Below are 16,139 nucleotides of genomic sequence, written 5' to 3'. Positions count from 1 at the left end.
CTTTACCGTCTGCTTCCGCACCGCACGCGAGCGCCCATGGCATCCCACGATTACCTGAAGAAAATCCTCACCGCGCGCGTCTACGACGTCGCGCTCGAGACGGAACTCGAACCCGCCCGCAACCTGTCGGCCCGACTGCGCAACCCCGTCTACCTGAAGCGCGAGGACAACCAGCCGGTGTTCTCGTTCAAGCTGCGCGGCGCGTACAACAAAATGGCGCACATTCCGGCCGACGCGCTCGCGCGCGGCGTGATCACGGCATCGGCCGGCAATCATGCGCAGGGCGTCGCGTTCTCGGCGGCACGGATGGGCATCAAGGCCGTGATCGTCGTGCCCGTCACGACGCCGCAGGTGAAGGTCGACGCGGTACGCGCGCACGGCGGCCCGAGCGTCGAGGTGATTCAGGCGGGCGAGTCGTACAGCGATGCGTACGCGCACGCGGTCAAGGTGCAGGCGGAGCGCGACCTCACGTTCGTCCACCCGTTCGACGATCCGTACGTGATCGCCGGCCAGGGCACGATCGCGATGGAAATCCTGCGTCAGCACCAGGGGCCGATTCACGCGATCTTCGTGCCGATCGGCGGTGGCGGGCTCGCGGCCGGCGTGGCGGCCTACGTCAAGGCGGTGCGGCCGGAAATCAAGGTATTCGGCGTGCAGGCCGAGGATTCGTGCGCGATGGCGCAATCGCTGCAGAAGGGCGAGCGCGTCGAGCTGAGCGAGGTCGGCCTGTTCGCGGACGGCACCGCGGTGAAGCTCGTCGGCGAGGAAACCTTCCGGCTCTGCCGCGAATTCCTCGACGGCGTGCTGACGGTCGACACCGACGCGCTGTGCGCGGCGATCAAGGACGTGTTCCAGGATACGCGCAGCGTGCTCGAACCGTCCGGCGCGCTCGCGGTCGCGGGCGCGAAACGCTACGCGGAACGCGAAGGCATCGAGAACCAGACGCTCGTCGCGGTCACGTCCGGCGCGAACATGAACTTCGACCGGATGCGCTTCGTTGCCGAGCGCGCGGAAGTCGGCGAGGCGCGCGAAGCCGTGTTCGCCGTCACGATCCCCGAGGAGCGCGGCAGCTTCAAGCGCTTCTGCTCGCTCGTCGGCGATCGCAACGTGACCGAGTTCAACTACCGGATCGCCGATGCACAATCCGCGCACATCTTCGTCGGCGTGCAGATCAAGCGTCGCGGCGAATCGGCCGAAATCGCCGCGAACTTCGAGTCGCACGGCTTCAAGACCGTCGACCTGACGCACGACGAATTGTCGAAGGAACACATCCGCTACATGGTGGGCGGCCGCTCGCCGCTCGCGCTCGACGAACGCCTGTTCCGCTTCGAATTCCCGGAGCGGCCGGGCGCGCTGATGAAGTTCCTGTCGTCGATGGCGCCGGACTGGAACATCAGCCTGTTCCACTACCGCAACCAGGGCGCGGACTACAGCTCGATCCTCGTCGGGCTGCAGGTGCCGCAGGCCGATCGCGCCGAATTCGAACGCTTCCTCGCTGCGCTCGGCTATCCGTATGTCGAAGAGAGCGCCAATCCGGCTTACCGCCTCTTCCTGTCGTAAAGGCTTCGTGCAATGAATCCCGAACATTCCCCGCTCGGCAAGGCGACCGTCTACGCAGCGCAGTACGACGCGTCGCTGCTGTTCCCGATCCCGCGCGCCGGGGCGCGCGAGCAGCTCGGCATCACGTCGGCGCTGCCGTTCTTCGGCACCGACATCTGGAACGCGTACGAGCTGTCGTGGCTCAACGCGCGCGGCAAGCCACAGCTCGCGGTCGCGACGTTCTTCGTGCCGGCCGAATCGCCGAACATCGTCGAATCGAAGTCGTTCAAGCTGTATCTCGGTTCGTTCGCGCAATCGAAGTTCGACTCGGTCGACGCCGTGCGCGACGTGCTGAAACGCGACGTGTCGGCCGCGTGCGGCGCGAGCGTGTCGGTGCAGCTCGTGTCGCCGCACGATTTCGGCAAGCTCGAGATGGAGGAGCTCGACGGGCTGTCGCTCGACCGGCTCGACCTCGACACCGACGTGTACGAACCCGATCCGTCGCTGCTGTCGGCGGCCGAGGACGAAGCGCCGGTCGAGGAAACGCTCGTGTCCGACCTGCTGCGCTCGAACTGCCCGGTCACCGGCCAGCCCGACTGGGGCAGCGTGCAGATTCACTACGTCGGGCCGCAGATCGATCACGCGGGGCTGCTGCGCTACATCATCTCGTTCCGCAACCACACGGGGTTTCACGAGCAATGCGTCGAGCGGATCTTCCTCGACATCCTGCATGCGTGCAAACCGGTGAAGCTCGCGGTGTATGCGCGCTATACGCGCCGCGGCGGGCTCGACATCAATCCGTTCCGCACGAACTACAACCAGCCGATGCCGGACAACGCGCGGACCGCGCGGCAGTAACACCGGGCCGCCCGAAACGAAACAGCCCCGCCGGCTCGCGCCGACGGGGCTGTTTCACTGTGCGCAGCAGATTGCGCGGACGCGTTACTTCGCCGGCGCCTTGTAAGCGATGCAATCGACCTCGACCTTGCAGTCGATGACCATGCTCGACTGCACGCACGCGCGTGCCGGCGGATGCTCGCCGAAGTACGACACGAACACCTTGTTGAACGACGCGAAATCGCGTGCGTCGTCGAGCCACACGCCGCAGCGCACGACGTGTTCGAGGCCGTAGCCGGCTTCCTTCAGGATCGCGATCACGTTCTCGATCGTCTGCTTCGACTGCGTGACGATCCCGCCTTCGACGACCTCGCCGTTCACCATCGGCGTCTGGCCCGACACGTACAGCCAGCCGTCGGCCTCGACCGCGCGTGCAAACGGCATCACCTGGCCGCCGGTACCCTTCGCTTCGCCCACGCCATATCGCTTCATCGTTTCACTCCTTGATTGTCGACCGGCATCGGCGCGCAAGCGCCAGCGCCGGTCCCATGCAACGCACGGTTGCGGATGCGCGCGCCGACATGGCGCACGCGGCAAATCGGATCGGGACCGCGTTCAGAACGCGGCGTCGGCACTCGCCGGCACGCGCTCGCCGCGCGCGACGAAACCACCGGCGCGCGCGCCGGTCGGCTGGCCGTTCTCGTAGGTCAGCACGCCGTTCACCCACACCGCATCGATCCCGTGCGCGGGCTGCTGCGGCTTCTCGAACGTCGCGGCATCGATCACGCGCGCCGGATCGAACAGCACGAGATCCGCGTGGTAGCCGACGTGCACTTCGCCGCGCCGTGCGATCCCGTAGCGGCGCGCGGAAAGCGACGTCATCTTGCGAATCGCTTCCTCGAGCGGCAGCAGGTTCGTGTCGCGCACGTAATGGCCGAGCACGCGCGGGAATGCGCCCCACAGCCGCGGGTGCGGCAGCGGATCGTTCGGCAGGCCGTCCGAGCCGACCATCGTCGCCGGGTGCGACAGGATCCGCCGCACGTCGTCCTCGGACATGTTGTGATACACGGCGCCGGCCGGGCGGATCCGCTGCGCGGCCTCCTGCTCGGTCACGCTCCAGTCGGCCGCGATCGCCTTCAGCAGCTTGCCCGCAACTTCCGGATGCGGCTCCGACCATGTGATCGTGACGTCGATGTCGCCCGTCACCTGCTTCAGGTCTAGCGTCGACGAACTGCGGCTGTACGGATAGCAGTCGCAGCCGACCGGCTGGTAGCGGCGCGCGCCTTCGAGCGACGCGAGCACCTCGGTGCTGCGCCCCCAGTTCGACGGGCCCGCGCATTTCAGGTGCGAGATCACGACCGGCACCTGCGCGTGACGGCCGACGCGATAAGCCTCGTCCATCGCGTCGAGGATCGCGTCGAACTCGGTGCGCATGTGCGTCGTGTACAGCGCGCCCGCATTCGCGAGCGGTTCGGCGAGCGCCATCACCTCCTCGGCCGGCGCCGCGAACGCGGAGCCGTATGCGAGGCCCGACGACAGCCCGAGCGCGCCGTTCGCGAGCGCCTCCTCGAGCTGCGTGCGCATTCCGGCGATTTCGCCGTCGGTCGCCGCGCGGTCGAGGCGGTCCATCTGGTTGTTGCGCAGCGCGGTGTGCCCGACGAGCGCCGCGACGTTGACGGCCGGACGCGCGTCGTTGACGGCCGCGACATAGGCGGCGAAGGTCGGATAGCGGAACGCGTCGCGATCGCCGAGCAGGTTCATCGGGTCCGGCGGATCGCCCGCGAGCGTCACCGGCGACGCGCTGATCCCGCAATTGCCGACGATCACGGTCGTCACGCCCTGCGAGATCTTCGGCAGCATCTCCGGCGCGCGGATCACGTGCGTGTCGTCGTGCGTGTGCACGTCGACGAAGCCCGGCGCGAGCGCGCGGCCGTTCGCATCGACGACGGTCTCGGCGAGCCAGTTCGACAGATTGCCGATCGCCGCGATCACGCCGTTGCGGATCGCGACGTCGCGCGTGACGGGCGGCGCGCCGGTGCCGTCGTACAGCTGCGCGCCGACGATCAGCGTATCGGCGGCTTCGGGATGCGAATGCATGGTCAGTCTCCTACCGGTTGACGGTCTCCGCCGCCGCGATGCGCATCGAGCGCATGCTTGATGCGGCGCAGCGATTCTCGGCCCGCATCGCCGAGCCGCAATGCGACTCCGGTGACGAGCACGTCGATCGCCATCATCATCGCGTAGCGCGACGTCGAAGGCTTGTAAATGAAATCGGTTTCGAACGCGACGACCGGGATCAGATGGTCGGCAAGCTTCGCGAGCGGCGAGGCCGGCGCGGTGATCGCGATCAACTTCGCGCCGTAGCGCTTCGCGAGACGGCAGCTCTCGAGCAGCTCGGGCACGCGCCCGCTCACCGACAGCGCGACGACCACGGCATCGCGCGACAGCGTCGCCGCCACCATCCGCTGCAGCAGGCTGTCCTGGTAGCTCGCGACCGGCCGGCCGAAGCGCACGAGCCGGAAGCGCAATTCGTCGGCGAGCGCGGTCGAGCCGCCGCCCTGCCCGTACACGTAGATCATCTTCGCGCCGGCGAGCAGGTCAGCCGCCGCGTCGAACGACGTGTTGCGCAGCAGCTGGTGATTGTGCGCGAGCGCCACGCGGATTTCGTCGTAGACGACCGATGCGGGGCTCGCGTCTTCTTCGGGATGCTCGTCGGCCGGCACGAAAAAGCGCTGGCCGACGGCCGCCGCCTGCGCGACGAGCACCTTCAGTTCGCGCACGTCGCGGCAGCCGACGGCCTTCGCGAAACGCGTGACCGTCGCGACGCTGACCCCCGCGTCGCGCGCGAGCGCACCGATGCTCGCATGCGCGGCGCGCGCGAGATCAGCGAGGATGAATGCGGCAACCTTGCGTTCGGCCTCGCGCAACTCGGGCGCGCATTCGGCGATCCGCGCGACGATGTCGAGGACCGGCTGGGCGACCGAAGCCGATTCGGCTGCGAACGGAGCGGACGGAGTGGCGGACGAATTCATCTGCTGAAAAGGATCTGGCGTCTCATGTTACTAAATAACATAACCGCGCCGATGCTACTTTCTGTACCATCTGCGTGTCAACTTCAGTGCAATGCATAGTGATGATGGAGCGGGATGACATGAAAGTTACAAACTATCAGGAACCGACAATCAATCCGTTGGGCAAGGGGCTCGGCAACCTGCCGAGCGCGAGCGTGCCGCTCGACGACGCGGGCCGCCTCGAGTGGAACCTGCTCGCGGAAGACGTCAGCCTGCCGGCCGCCGTGCTGTACGCGGATCGCATCGAACACAATCTGAACTGGATGCAGGCGTTCGTCCAGCAATACGGCGTGAAGTTCGCGCCGCACGGCAAGACGACGATGGCGCCGCAACTGTTCCGCCGCCAGCTCGACGCCGGCGCATGGGGCATCACGCTCGCGACCGCGCACCAGACGCAGGCCGCGTATCACGGCGGCGTGCGGCGCGTGCTGCTCGCGAACCAGCTGGTCGGCCGCCAGAACATGGCGATCATCGCGCAGCTGCTGTCCGATCCCGAGTTCGAATTCTTCTGCCTCGTCGATTCGGCCGACAGCGTCGACCAGCTCGGCCGCTTCTTCGGCGACGCGAAGAAAACGCTGAACGTCCTGCTCGAGCTCGGCGTGCCGGGCGGCCGCGCGGGTGTGCGCGACGCCTCGCAACGCCAGGCCGTGCTCGACGCGATCGCGCGCTATCCGGACACGCTGAAGCTGGCCGGCATCGAACTCTACGAAGGCGTGCTGAAGGAGGAAGGCGAGATCCGCACGTTCCTGCAGGACGCGGTCGCGCTCACGCGTGAGCTGGCCGAAGCCGGCCGTTTCGCGCGCACGCCGGCGATCCTGTCGGGCGCCGGCTCGGCGTGGTACGACGTGGTCGCGGAGGAATTCGCGAAGGCGTCCGACGCCGGTTTCGCGGAAGTCGTGCTGCGTCCGGGCTGCTACCTGACGCACGACGTCGGCATATACAAGAAGGCGCAGACCGACGTGTTCGCGCGCAACCCGATCGCCCGCAGGATGGGCGAAGGGCTGCTGCCGGCGCTGCAGCTGTGGGCGTACGTGCAGTCGGTGCCGGAGCAGGATCGCGCGATCATCGCGCTCGGCAAGCGCGACGCGGCGTTCGACGCGGGCCTGCCCGAGCCGGCGCGCCACTTCCGCCCGGGCCGCGACAGCGCGCCGCGCGATGTCGCCGCGAGCGAAGGCTGGGCCGTCACCGGGATGATGGACCAGCACGCGTACCTGCAGATCCCGCCGGGCGCGGACGTGAAGGTCGGCGACATGGTCGCATTCGACATCTCGCACCCGTGCCTGACGTTCGACAAGTGGCGCCAGCTGCTCGTCCTCGATCCGCAGTTCCGTGTGACGGAAGTCGTCGAAACCTTCTTCTGACGCCCCGCGCGCCCCGCCCCGCCGCCGCGCGGGGCGGCCGTCACGCGCGCTTCAAGCGGCCGGAGTACACTGCGCTTTCGTCCTCGGGGCCGCTTCGCCGCCGCAGCGCCGTCTGCCGCATGCGGCGCGAACGGACCCTCAACGCTGTTCAATGGAGAAAGCCATGGCCGCGAAGAAGATCCTGTTCCTGACCGGCGATTTCGCCGAAGACTACGAAACGATGGTGCCGTTCCAGGCGCTGCAGGCCGTCGGCCATCACGTCGATGCAGTCTGCCCGGGCAAGCGCGCGGGCGACAAGGTCAAGACCGCGATCCACGATTTCGAGGGTGACCAGACCTACACCGAAAAGCCCGGCCACAACTTCACGCTGAACGCGACGTTCGACGACGTCGATGCGTCGGCCTACGACGCGCTCGCGATCGCGGGCGGCCGCGCGCCCGAATACCTGCGTCTGGATGCGAAGGTGATCGCGCTGGTGCGCGCGTTCGCCGAAGCCGGCAAGCCGATCGCCGCGATCTGCCATGCGGCGCAACTGCTCGCGGCCGCCGACGTGATCCGCGGCAAGCGCATCTCGGCCTACCCGGCCTGCGCGCCCGAAGTGAAGCTCGCGGGCGGCGAATACGCGGACATCCCGGTCGATGCGGCCGTGACCGACGCGCCGTTCGTCACCGCGCCCGCGTGGCCCGCGCATCCGGCATGGCTCGCGCAGTTCCTCGCGCTGCTGGGCACGCGCATCGAGCTGTGAACGAAGCTGAATGAAATGACGTGAAACGCCGGCCGGCGGCGGGTTCGCGCGACCCGCATGCCGCGCCGATCAGGACCGGTCGACGGGGGCGCGCCCCGTCGTGCCGCTTGCGCCCTGCCCTTCAGTGCTGCGCCGGCGTCGAGCCGACTTCCGCGATCCGCGACTCCAGCATCGCCAGCGCACCCGACAGCGCGGTCAGCACGTCGTCCGGCAGTTGCGCCATCGTCTGGTCGAGAAATGCCTTGCGGCGCGGCAGGCACGCGTCGAACGCGGCGCGGCCGTCTTCGGTCAGCGTGACGTTGGTCACGCGGTTGTCGCGGGCGTCGGACGCGCGCTCGATCCAGCCGAGCGCGTCGAGCGATTTCAGCTGGCGCGTGAGCGCGCCCGGATCGATGCGCAGCACCTCGACGAGCTTCTTCTGCGACGAATGCCCGCCCATCGTGTGCAGCGCGACCATGATGCGCCAGCGCGGCATCGGCTGCCCGACGTGCGTTTCGAACGCGCTCAAGAACGCGCGATACGTGCGTCCGAATTGCTGCAAGATCGCGACGCGGTCCTGTTCTTCCATGCGCTGATGCCTACTCGTTCAATCGGTGAATCGTTCAATCGGCCGCGACATGCGGTTCGATCTTGTGCCGTAGCGCGATCGGCGGCACGCGGCGACACTGCCACACCGACACCACGGCGACGACGGCCGCCATCGCGACCCCCAGGTGAATCGCGCCGACCAGCGATTCGCGGGCCGCTTCCAGCAGCAGCGCGCCATTATGCCCGGCGCGCGTCAGCTCCGCGACGAGACCGACCTGCGCGGCGCGGTCGATCAGGATCTGCGGATCGGCGAGTTGCGCGTGCCACTGCAGCGCGTGGTCGCCCGACAACGCATCGCGCACGCCGCTCGAATACATCTGGTTGACCAGCGTGCCCGTCAGCGCGGTGCCGATCATCCCGCCGACCATCCGCAGCGACTGCAGCAGCGCCGTCGCGATGCCGAGGTGCTCGCGGCCGGCCGTCTGCTGCGCGAACACGGTGAGGTTCGGCAGCACGAAGCCGAGGCCAATGCCGCCGGCGACCATCAGCGCCATCAGCACCCAGGTCGGCGTCGTGTGCGTCGACACGACGATGCCTGCGCATGCGATCGCGAACAGCACGAAACCGACGTGCAGCATCGTATTCGGATTGCGGATGCGCGTGACGACGCGGCCGTTCATGATGCTGCCGATCGTGATGAACACGACGAGCGGCGTGATCACGAGCCCCGCCTCCTTCGGCGACATGCCGAAGCCGCCCTGGAACAGCAGCGGCGCGTAGAACAGCAGCGAGAACATCGAGAAGCCGGCGAGGATCGCGAGCACGAACAGCGCCGACAGCGCGCGGTTGCCGAACATGTCGAACGGCAGAATCGGCTGCGCGCAGCGCTTTTCCCAATGCCACAAGCCGACGCCGGCGCCGACCGCGACGATCAGCAGCAGCGACGCCCAGCTCATGACGCCGTACTTCGGCAGCCATTCGACGAACAGCTGCAGCGCGCCGAGCGACAGCGCAATCAGCAGCGCGCCGGGCCAGTCGAGCCGCATCTTGCGGTCGTGCTCGACATGGCGCAGATGCGGCAGGTAGCGCCACACGAAGAACAGCGACAGCAGGCCGACCGGCAGATTCACGTAGAACACCGAGCGCCAGCCGAACGACTGTGTCAGGATCCCGCCGAGCGACGGCCCGACCGCGTTCGCGATGCCGAACGCCGAGCTCATCAGCACCTGCCAGCGCAGCCGCACGACGGAATCGGGGAACAGGTCGGGAACGCTCGCGAACGCGGTGCCGACCAGCATCCCGCCGCCGATCCCCTGCAGGCCGCGCGCGAGCACCAGGTACAGCATGTCGTTGGCCATCCCGCACAGCACCGACGCGGCGGTGAACACGACGATCGACGCGATCACGAACGGCTTGCGGCCGTAATAATCGCCGAGGCGGCCGAAGATCGGCACGGTGATCACGGAACTGAGCAGGTACGAGGTCGCGACCCACGCATACAGGTCGAACCCCTTGAGCTCGGCGACGATGGTCGGCAACGCGGTGCCGACGACCGTCTGGTCGAGCGCGACGAGCATGGTAACGAACGAAATCCCGAGCATCGCCAGCAGCGATTCGCGGAACGGCAGGACTTGCCCGCTCGAATGGTGGGCGGCAGTATGGACGGCCATTTTTTGTTGATGCAACTTTTGACGAGTCAAACAATCTCAAAATTCTAGCACGCCGGAGTAATCTAGGCTGGCGACGGATTTGGGGCCGATGGCCGCCAGGGAGAAAGATGGAACCGATTTCAATCACGCCTGCCGCGACGCTGTCGCCGGAAGACCAGGACGCATTGCGGCGCGCGAAGCAGGTGCTGGAAAGCCCGTCGCTGACGATGAAGCTGACGGGCGTGCTGGGCGCGCCGGTCGAGAAGATGATCGCGCGGTTGCCCGACTTCGCGACCGGCAAGATCAACGATGCGACGCAGCTGGCGCTGCGCAAGTGCCTGAACATCGCGCTGCGCACGCTCGGCAAGCCGCAGACGCCCGATGCCGAGCCGGACAAGCCGAGCAACCTGCTGCACAAGCTCGCGGTCGCGACGACCGGCGCGGCGGGCGGCGCGTTCGGCTTTCTCGCGCTGCCGGTCGAGCTGCCGGTGACGACTACGCTGATCTTCCGCTCGGTGTGCGACATCGCGCGCAGCGAGGGCGAGGACCTGGGCTCGGTGGATACGCAGTTGCAGTGCCTGGCCGTGCTCGGCATGGGCGGCAACGCGGACAAGCGGGAAGAGGACGCCGATCTCGGCTATTTCGTGCTGCGTGGCGCGCTCGCGCAGGCGATTTCGAAGGCGTCGTCGGACATCACGACGAAAGGGATCACCGCGCACAGCTCGGCGGCGGTGTTCAAGCTCGTGCAGACGGTGGCATCACGTTTCTCGGTGCAGGTCACCGAGCAGATGGCCGCGAAGTCGATCCCGGCGATCGGCGCGGTGCTCGGGGCGACCGTCAACACGCTGTTCATCGACCACTTCCAGCAGATGGCGCACGGCCACTTCACCGTGCGCCGGCTCGAACGCAAGTACGGCCCGGTCGCCGTCAAGGCCGCGTATCAGGCGATCGACGGCTCGCCCACGCGCTGAACCGCCCGCTCGACTGCGACGCGGCGCAGGAATGCGGCCGCACGGTCGAGCGCGTCGCGCGACTCCGGCACCATCGGCGTGTAGAGCTGCCACACGTGCGGCATGTCGGGCCACACCTCGATCTCCACCGGCACGCCGGCCGCCTTCGCGTTGTCGGCGACGCGGCGCGAATCGTCGAGGAGCACCTCGGTGCTGCCGGCCTGGATGAAGAGCGGCGGCAGCCCGGTGAGATCCGCATAGAGCGGCGACGCGTACGGATGCGTCGCCGATTCGTCTCCCAGATACAGCTTCGCCGCCTTCGGCAGCGCCGCGGCCGCGAACATCGGGTCGCGGCCGTCGTTGCTGCGCATCGTGTCGCCGGTGCCGGCCAGGTCGGTCCACGGCGAGAACAGGATCGCGCCGGCCGGCAACGGCTCGCCGCGATCGCGCAGCGCGACGAGCGTCGCGAGCGCGAGGCCGCCGCCCGCCGAATCGCCGCCGAACACGATCGACTCGGGCGGCGTGCCGAGCGCGAGCAATTGCCGGTACGCGGCCAGCGCGTCGTCGAGCGCGGCCGGGAAGCGGTTCTCGGGCGCGAGCCGGTAGTCGAGCGAGAACGAGCGCACGCCCGCGCGCTTCGTGAGGCCGAACACGAGCGGCCGATGGGTTTTCGTCGAACAGAAGTAGTAGCCGCCGCCGTGGAAGTACAGCAGCGTGCGGCCGGGCCCACGAGCGGCGGCCGCATCGGTGCGTTCGAGCCATTCGCCCCGCAGCGGCGCGTCGCCGGGACCGTAGCATTCGCGCAGCCGGTAGCCCGACGGTGCGCGACGCGGCACGATCATCCTCAGATCGGTAAAGCGCCGCGCGCGGGCAGGGTCGAGCACCGGGCGCGTGGTCTCGGGACGAAACTGCCAGCGCAGCAGCCAGCACGCGAACTTGCTTTGCCAACTCATCCAACACACTCCATCGTCGCAGTGTGACGATGGTACGTGCGATCGTCACCGCGCCGCTCGACGGGAGCCTCTATATCAAACGCCGGCGCGCGGCTCGCCGGCCTCAGCTCGCCGGCATCATCTGGCCGCGGATCTCGCCGGACGGATGCTCCTTCGTGTGCACGTTGAAGTACCACTTGCCGGCCATCAGGTCGGTCACCTGCGAGTCCGTGAGTTCCTTCGAACCCTTGATCGGGCTCGCGAGCGCGTCCTTCGGAATCGGCACCTGCACGCCGGCGTTCTGGCCGACCGGCGCGGGCCCGTGGAAATGCGCGGCGGTGGCCGGCCCCGTGAGATGTTCGTACGTCACCGTCCACTGCAGCATGTGGGTGGCCGTGTCGTAGGTCGCAGCGACGGCGCCGGCGCCCTTGGTCGCGGTGGGCGGCACTTCGCTCGACGGCTGCAGATTGGCGGACAGGCGCACCGTTTCGGCGGCGGCGCTGCCGGCGGCCAGGACGCCCGCGAGCAACGCCACCTGGAGCAAACGCAGCTTCGGCATGAATCCTCCTTGTACGACGGGGTACGCCACCCGGACGGGGGACGTTCCATGATGGTAGTCGATCGTCGCCGATCCGGCACCGCTGCGTCGCTCGCCAGCCTGACGGAACCTGGAAGAGACCTTTGCAGCGGGAGCCCTGAATCCGCGCGCGGCCTTTCGCTACACTTCGTCTCACAGTTGCTTGTTTCCTTCGTCCGAAGGAGTCTGCGAGTATTCACGCGGCCATCCGGCCGCGTTTTTTTTGCCCGTGCCCGGGCGGCATGCACGCCTGCGTCGAGCAAATTCCGCTTCGCGGGCCGTCAAGCATCACGAATCGATTGTCGCCGCGGCGATCGGGTCCGACGTCGCGCCGACCCCGCGCCCTCACGCGCGATAGCCCGGATCGATCCGATCGACGATGCGCTGCAACGCGTCGAATGCGTCCTGCCCCGCGCCGTGCTTCGGATCGAAGTTCAGCGAGTCGCGCACGCAGCCCTCGAGCACCGGCAGCGCAATCGGCAGCGCGTCGCCGATCGCATGGGTCGCGACCTGCACCTCGCACGCGCGATTGAGCAGCCACATCAACGAGAAGGTCTGCGCGAGCGTCGCGCCGATCGTCACGGGCCCGTGGTTGCGCAGCAGCAGCACCGGCCGCCCGTCGGCGCTCTCGACGATGCGCCGCCCTTCGTCGAGGTGCACCGTGATGCCCTCGAAATCGTGATACGCGATCTTCCCGTACAACTGCGCCGAATAGAAGTTCGAGAACGACAGCCCGTCGCGCGAGCAGCACACGGCCATCGTCGGCGTCGTGTGCACGTGCATCACGCAGTGCGCGTCGGGCAGCGCCGCATGGATCGCGCTGTGGAACGTGAAGCCGGCCGGATTGATCGGCCAGTCGGAATGGCCGATCACATTGCCGTCGATGTCGATCTTCACGAGGTTCGACGCGCATACCTCGCGGTAATGGAGCCCGAACGGATTGATCAGGAAATGGCCGTCCTCGCCCGGCACGCGCAGCGAGATATGGTTGTAGATCAGCTCGGTCCAGCCGAGATGGTCGAAGATCCGGTAGGCAGCCGCGAGCTGCACGCGCGCCTGCCATTCGGCTTCGGAGAAGCGGGCGGGACGCGTGAACGGCTGGTTCGGTACACGTTGCATGAGGCACTCCGGTTGCGGGCGGGGCGGCCGCGCGGGCGGCTCGCGCATCGTCCCTCGTCTCCTGGCGGCGCGCGCGGTGCGCAGGCGCGCGCGGTGCGCAGGCGCGTGCAGCGCGTCGTTCGGCATCGCTGCGGCCCGCGTTGCGCGAGCCGTCCGGCGGCACCCGTCACGATACTCATATCGTTGCGCGCACAACCATATCACCTTTCCCCGCGCACCGGTATCGCGGGTTTGGCCCGAGCCGTTCCGGCCCTTACAACTGGTCTTCGACCGGCAGCAGCATGAAGAGGCCGGTCATCAGGTTGCGCATCAGCCCCGCATGCGGATCGACGTGATAGGTGGCCGGCTCGCCGTTGTCGGTGCCGGTCCACTCGAGTTCGGGCGTGCCGCCGCCCGGCGGCGTCGCGAGGCTCACGCGGTAGCTTTCGTCGGGCTGCGTCACGCGCGCGAAGATCGCCGCGGCCTGCTGCGCGATCGTCGGGCTGTGGATCACGAGCGCGAGTTCCGTATTCAGGTACGCCGAACGCGGATCGAGGTTCAGCGAACCGATCACGAGGACCTTGCGGTCGATCACGTACGCCTTCGCATGCAGGCTCGCACGCGAGCGTGAGCCGAACAGGCCCGCGCGCGGCGGGTTCGGCCGCGCCTTGAATTCGTACAGTTCGACGCCGTGCTGCAGCAACGGCACGCGGTACGGCGCATAGCCGGCCTGCACGGCGACTGCGTCGGTCGCGGCGAGCGAATTGGTCAGGATCGCGACGCGCACGCCGCGCGCGGCCGTGTCGCCGAGGATCTTCACGCCCGCGTCGTGCGGCACGAAGTACGGCGAAAACGCGAGGAATTCCTGCTGCGCGTCGCGCGTCAGTTCGACGAGGCGCTGCATCGGCGGGCTCACGTACGCGCCGGTCGGCCGCATGACCTTGTCCGGTGCGTCGACCTTGAACTCGGCCGGCGCCCACACCAGCTCGAGCTCGTCGCGCGCGATCTGCTGCGCGAGCGGCGTCGCGTTCAGCGGCTTCGCATTGTACGGGTCGGCGTTCTTGCGCCAGTGGTCGCGCAACTCGTCGCGCATCGCGTCGAGATCCTTCGGATCAAACTTCTGATGATTCAGCACCCGCAGCGGATAGCTGCTCGCGCTTGCCCAGTAGTCGTCGAAGCTCGTCGAGATGTCGTTCGTCACGGGGCCGGCCGCGAGCACGTCGAGATCGCGGAACTGCAGCGTCGGGCTCGCGCTGAAGTATTCGTCGCCGAGATTACGGCCGCCGACGATCGCGATCTGGTTGTCCGCGATCATCGCCTTGTTGTGCATCCGCCGCGTAAAGCTATCGAGCCGCGTCAGGGAGTTGGCCGTGCGCTCGACCATCCCGTACCGCGACGCACCGAACGGGTTGAACACGCGAATCTCGACCTTCGGATGCGTATTCAGCGCGGCCATGACGCGGTCGATGTCGCGGAAATTCAGGTCGTCGACCAGCATCCGCACACGCACGCCGCGATCGGCCGCATACAGCGCCGCGCCGAGCAGCAGCTTGCCGGTCGTGTCCTCGGTCGCGATGTAGTACTGCATGTCGAGCGTCTTCGTCGCCGCGCGCGCGAGCGCGATGCGCATCTGCAGCGCGGTCGCGCCGTCGGGCAGCAGCCGGAAGCCCGATTGCCCCGGGTGCGCGGCTTCCGGCGCGGCCAGCGCATTGCGCAGCGGCGTCGCGGCATCGGTCGGCAATGCGTGCGAGACGGGGCGATCGAGCGTGGTGGCGGGCGGATGCGTCGCGCAGGCGGCGACCAGCGACAGCAGCGCGCAGACGGCGAGCGCGCGGGCCGGGCGGCAGGCGGCGCGCCATGAGAGCGCGGCCGGCGCGCGCCGGATCAAAGACATGAGCACGGAAACTTCCTCGACAGGCGGATCAACAGGTCCGCAATCGCCGCGGCGTGCGGCTGACGGGTGGTTCCAATCGATTCTAGTGGGCGCCCGATGAACCGGTCAATCGCGTGGCTCGCGCATGCGGCGCCGTGAACCGCTCGCGCGCGGCCGGCGCGGGCGTCCGGGAACGGCAGCCTGCGGCTGGGCCGCCAGACGGGCACGCGGCACCCATGGTCCAACCAATCTCACGGCGTATCGCCGCTTCGCTCGAAGTGGCTGCGCACGTAGTCGATATGGGTCTGCATCGCGGTGCGCGCCTCCTCGGGCCGGTGTGCGCAGATCGCCTCGCAAACTACCCGGTGCTGCTGCAACAGCAGTTCTGACGCCTGCTCGTCGTGCGTCGTCATCCCCGCGACGTTGATCGAGATGTGCTCGCGCAGCATCCCGATCACGCTCGTGTGCAGGTGCAGGAACATCGTGTTGTGCGACGCCTGCGCGATCGCCTCGTGCAACTTCGCGTCGGTCGATGCCTCGACGGCCGCGTCGTCGTTCGCGTATGCGGTCTCGAGCTCGCGCAGCAGCGTCCGGATCCGGCGCCGATCGTTCGCATCTGCGCGCAGCGCGGCGAAATACGCGGTCGCGCCTTCGAGCACGCGACGGAATTCGAGTATGTCGTCGCGCAGCGCCGGGTGGTCGGCGACCAGTTGGCCCCACGGCGACGCGATGCCCGCGCGCAACTGGTCCGTCACGTACACGCCCGCGCCGCGCCGGCTCTGCAGCAGCCCGCGCGCGACGAGCCGCTGCGTCGCCTCGCGCACCGTATTGCGCGCCACGCCGTACTGTTGCGCGAGCAAGCGCTCGGCCGGCAGCCGCGCCCCGGCCGGCCAAGTGCCGTCGAGCAGCGCCGTCTCGATCTTGCGCATTACCACTTCGGTCCGGCCCCGTGCCGTCATCGCCGCCATTGCCGTCTCCC

The 16,139-nt window shown here is 68.1% G+C and carries 15 protein-coding genes; 5 read left to right on the top strand and 10 right to left on the bottom strand.

Features of this window, described 5'->3' with window-relative positions; genetic code table 11:
* Nucleotides 1-36: 36 nt before the first annotated feature.
* Nucleotides 37-1,560 carry a threonine ammonia-lyase, biosynthetic gene (gene ilvA, locus HWX22_RS14130; RefSeq protein ID WP_059820394.1) on the top strand — a complete coding sequence of 508 codons (1,524 nt, stop codon included), beginning with the start codon at nt 37-39 and terminating at the stop codon, nt 1,558-1,560.
* 12 nt (nt 1,561-1,572) lie between these two features.
* A complete protein-coding gene (queF, locus tag HWX22_RS14125) occupies nt 1,573-2,397 on the top strand; it encodes an NADPH-dependent 7-cyano-7-deazaguanine reductase QueF (RefSeq protein WP_175910647.1) in 825 nt (274 codons plus the stop codon).
* Between the two features lie 84 nt (nt 2,398-2,481).
* Here queF and HWX22_RS14120 read toward each other — a convergent pair whose 3' ends face one another.
* From HWX22_RS14120 to HWX22_RS14110, 3 genes are all read right to left on the bottom strand, one after another.
* Nucleotides 2,482-2,868 (bottom strand): Rid family hydrolase, encoded by a 387-nt coding sequence (locus HWX22_RS14120; RefSeq protein ID WP_006751946.1) that lies wholly within the window; start codon nt 2,866-2,868, stop codon nt 2,482-2,484.
* Between the two features lie 123 nt (nt 2,869-2,991).
* Entirely contained in the window at nt 2,992-4,473 is a 1,482-nt protein-coding gene (locus HWX22_RS14115) for a D-aminoacylase (protein ID WP_175915855.1), read from the bottom strand.
* A gap of 2 nt (nt 4,474-4,475) precedes the next feature.
* Nucleotides 4,476-5,408, bottom strand: a complete 933-nt coding sequence (locus HWX22_RS14110; protein ID WP_059528223.1) for a MurR/RpiR family transcriptional regulator — start codon at nt 5,406-5,408, stop codon at nt 4,476-4,478.
* A 119-nt stretch (nt 5,409-5,527) separates the two neighbouring features.
* Between HWX22_RS14110 and HWX22_RS14105 the strand changes: the two genes are divergently transcribed.
* Nucleotides 5,528-6,808, top strand: a complete 1,281-nt coding sequence (locus HWX22_RS14105; RefSeq protein WP_175915854.1) for an amino acid deaminase — start codon at nt 5,528-5,530, stop codon at nt 6,806-6,808.
* 163 nt (nt 6,809-6,971) lie between these two features.
* Nucleotides 6,972-7,553: a DJ-1/PfpI family protein gene (locus tag HWX22_RS14100; RefSeq protein WP_014896064.1), complete on the top strand. Its 582-nt coding sequence runs from the start codon at nt 6,972-6,974 to the stop codon at nt 7,551-7,553.
* 121 nt (nt 7,554-7,674) lie between these two features.
* Here the strand turns inward: HWX22_RS14100 and HWX22_RS14095 are convergent, their stop codons facing one another.
* Nucleotides 7,675-8,121 carry a MarR family transcriptional regulator gene (locus HWX22_RS14095; protein WP_175910642.1) on the bottom strand — a complete coding sequence of 149 codons (447 nt, stop codon included), beginning with the start codon at nt 8,119-8,121 and terminating at the stop codon, nt 7,675-7,677.
* Nucleotides 8,122-8,155: 34 nt separating this feature from the next.
* On the bottom strand, nt 8,156-9,751 hold the full coding sequence (locus HWX22_RS14090; RefSeq protein WP_175915853.1) for an MDR family MFS transporter: 1,596 nt from the start codon (nt 9,749-9,751) through the stop codon (nt 8,156-8,158).
* A 107-nt stretch (nt 9,752-9,858) separates the two neighbouring features.
* Between HWX22_RS14090 and HWX22_RS14085 the strand changes: the two genes are divergently transcribed.
* Entirely contained in the window at nt 9,859-10,701 is an 843-nt protein-coding gene (locus tag HWX22_RS14085; protein WP_059528235.1) for an EcsC family protein, read from the top strand.
* Here HWX22_RS14085 and HWX22_RS14080 read toward each other — a convergent pair.
* The 5 genes from HWX22_RS14080 to HWX22_RS14060 all read right to left on the bottom strand — a co-directional run bounded on the left by HWX22_RS14080 (nt 10,671) and on the right by HWX22_RS14060 (nt 16,128).
* Nucleotides 10,671-11,633 carry an alpha/beta hydrolase gene (locus tag HWX22_RS14080; protein WP_175915852.1) on the bottom strand — a complete coding sequence of 321 codons (963 nt, stop codon included), beginning with the start codon at nt 11,631-11,633 and terminating at the stop codon, nt 10,671-10,673. The two genes, HWX22_RS14085 and HWX22_RS14080, sit on opposite strands and share 31 nt — an antisense overlap.
* A 103-nt stretch (nt 11,634-11,736) precedes the next feature.
* Nucleotides 11,737-12,171: a CHRD domain-containing protein gene (locus HWX22_RS14075; RefSeq protein ID WP_059701698.1), complete on the bottom strand. Its 435-nt coding sequence runs from the start codon at nt 12,169-12,171 to the stop codon at nt 11,737-11,739.
* 363 nt (nt 12,172-12,534) lie between these two features.
* Nucleotides 12,535-13,308, bottom strand: coding sequence for a class II aldolase/adducin family protein (locus tag HWX22_RS14070; protein ID WP_175915851.1), 774 nt, complete (start codon nt 13,306-13,308; stop codon nt 12,535-12,537).
* Nucleotides 13,309-13,561: 253 nt separating this feature from the next.
* On the bottom strand, nt 13,562-15,187 hold the full coding sequence (locus HWX22_RS14065) for a phospholipase D family protein (protein ID WP_175915850.1): 1,626 nt from the start codon (nt 15,185-15,187) through the stop codon (nt 13,562-13,564).
* Nucleotides 15,188-15,411: 224 nt separating this feature from the next.
* The gene (locus HWX22_RS14060; RefSeq protein WP_059820403.1) at nt 15,412-16,128 is read right to left on the bottom strand and encodes a FadR/GntR family transcriptional regulator; all 717 of its coding nucleotides are present in this window, start codon (nt 16,126-16,128) and stop codon (nt 15,412-15,414) included.
* Nucleotides 16,129-16,139 lie beyond the last annotated feature (11 nt).

Origin of the sequence: Burkholderia sp. BCC1638, from assembly GCF_902833195.1 — a bacterium.
Taxonomy (GTDB): Bacteria; Pseudomonadota; Gammaproteobacteria; order Burkholderiales; family Burkholderiaceae; genus Burkholderia; species Burkholderia diffusa.
This window is presented reverse-complemented; position numbering and strand designations above follow the sequence as displayed.

Excerpts from the sequence above, each read along its gene's own strand:
- ilvA (WP_059820394.1), top strand. The coding sequence starts at position 37 with ATGGCATCCCACGATTACCTGAAGAAAATCCTCACCGCGCGCGTCTAC.
- queF (WP_175910647.1), top strand. The coding sequence starts at position 1,573 with ATGAATCCCGAACATTCCCCGCTCGGCAAGGCGACCGTCTACGCAGCG.
- HWX22_RS14120 (WP_006751946.1), bottom strand. The coding sequence starts at position 2,868 with ATGAAGCGATATGGCGTGGGCGAAGCGAAGGGTACCGGCGGCCAGGTG.
- HWX22_RS14115 (WP_175915855.1), bottom strand. The coding sequence starts at position 4,473 with ATGCATTCGCATCCCGAAGCCGCCGATACGCTGATCGTCGGCGCGCAG.
- HWX22_RS14110 (WP_059528223.1), bottom strand. The coding sequence starts at position 5,408 with ATGAATTCGTCCGCCACTCCGTCCGCTCCGTTCGCAGCCGAATCGGCT.
- HWX22_RS14105 (WP_175915854.1), top strand. The coding sequence starts at position 5,528 with ATGAAAGTTACAAACTATCAGGAACCGACAATCAATCCGTTGGGCAAG.
- HWX22_RS14100 (WP_014896064.1), top strand. The coding sequence starts at position 6,972 with ATGGCCGCGAAGAAGATCCTGTTCCTGACCGGCGATTTCGCCGAAGAC.
- HWX22_RS14095 (WP_175910642.1), bottom strand. The coding sequence starts at position 8,121 with ATGGAAGAACAGGACCGCGTCGCGATCTTGCAGCAATTCGGACGCACG.
- HWX22_RS14090 (WP_175915853.1), bottom strand. The coding sequence starts at position 9,751 with ATGGCCGTCCATACTGCCGCCCACCATTCGAGCGGGCAAGTCCTGCCG.
- HWX22_RS14085 (WP_059528235.1), top strand. The coding sequence starts at position 9,859 with ATGGAACCGATTTCAATCACGCCTGCCGCGACGCTGTCGCCGGAAGAC.
- HWX22_RS14080 (WP_175915852.1), bottom strand. The coding sequence starts at position 11,633 with ATGAGTTGGCAAAGCAAGTTCGCGTGCTGGCTGCTGCGCTGGCAGTTT.
- HWX22_RS14075 (WP_059701698.1), bottom strand. The coding sequence starts at position 12,171 with ATGCCGAAGCTGCGTTTGCTCCAGGTGGCGTTGCTCGCGGGCGTCCTG.
- HWX22_RS14070 (WP_175915851.1), bottom strand. The coding sequence starts at position 13,308 with ATGCAACGTGTACCGAACCAGCCGTTCACGCGTCCCGCCCGCTTCTCC.
- HWX22_RS14060 (WP_059820403.1), bottom strand. The coding sequence starts at position 16,128 with ATGGCGGCGATGACGGCACGGGGCCGGACCGAAGTGGTAATGCGCAAG.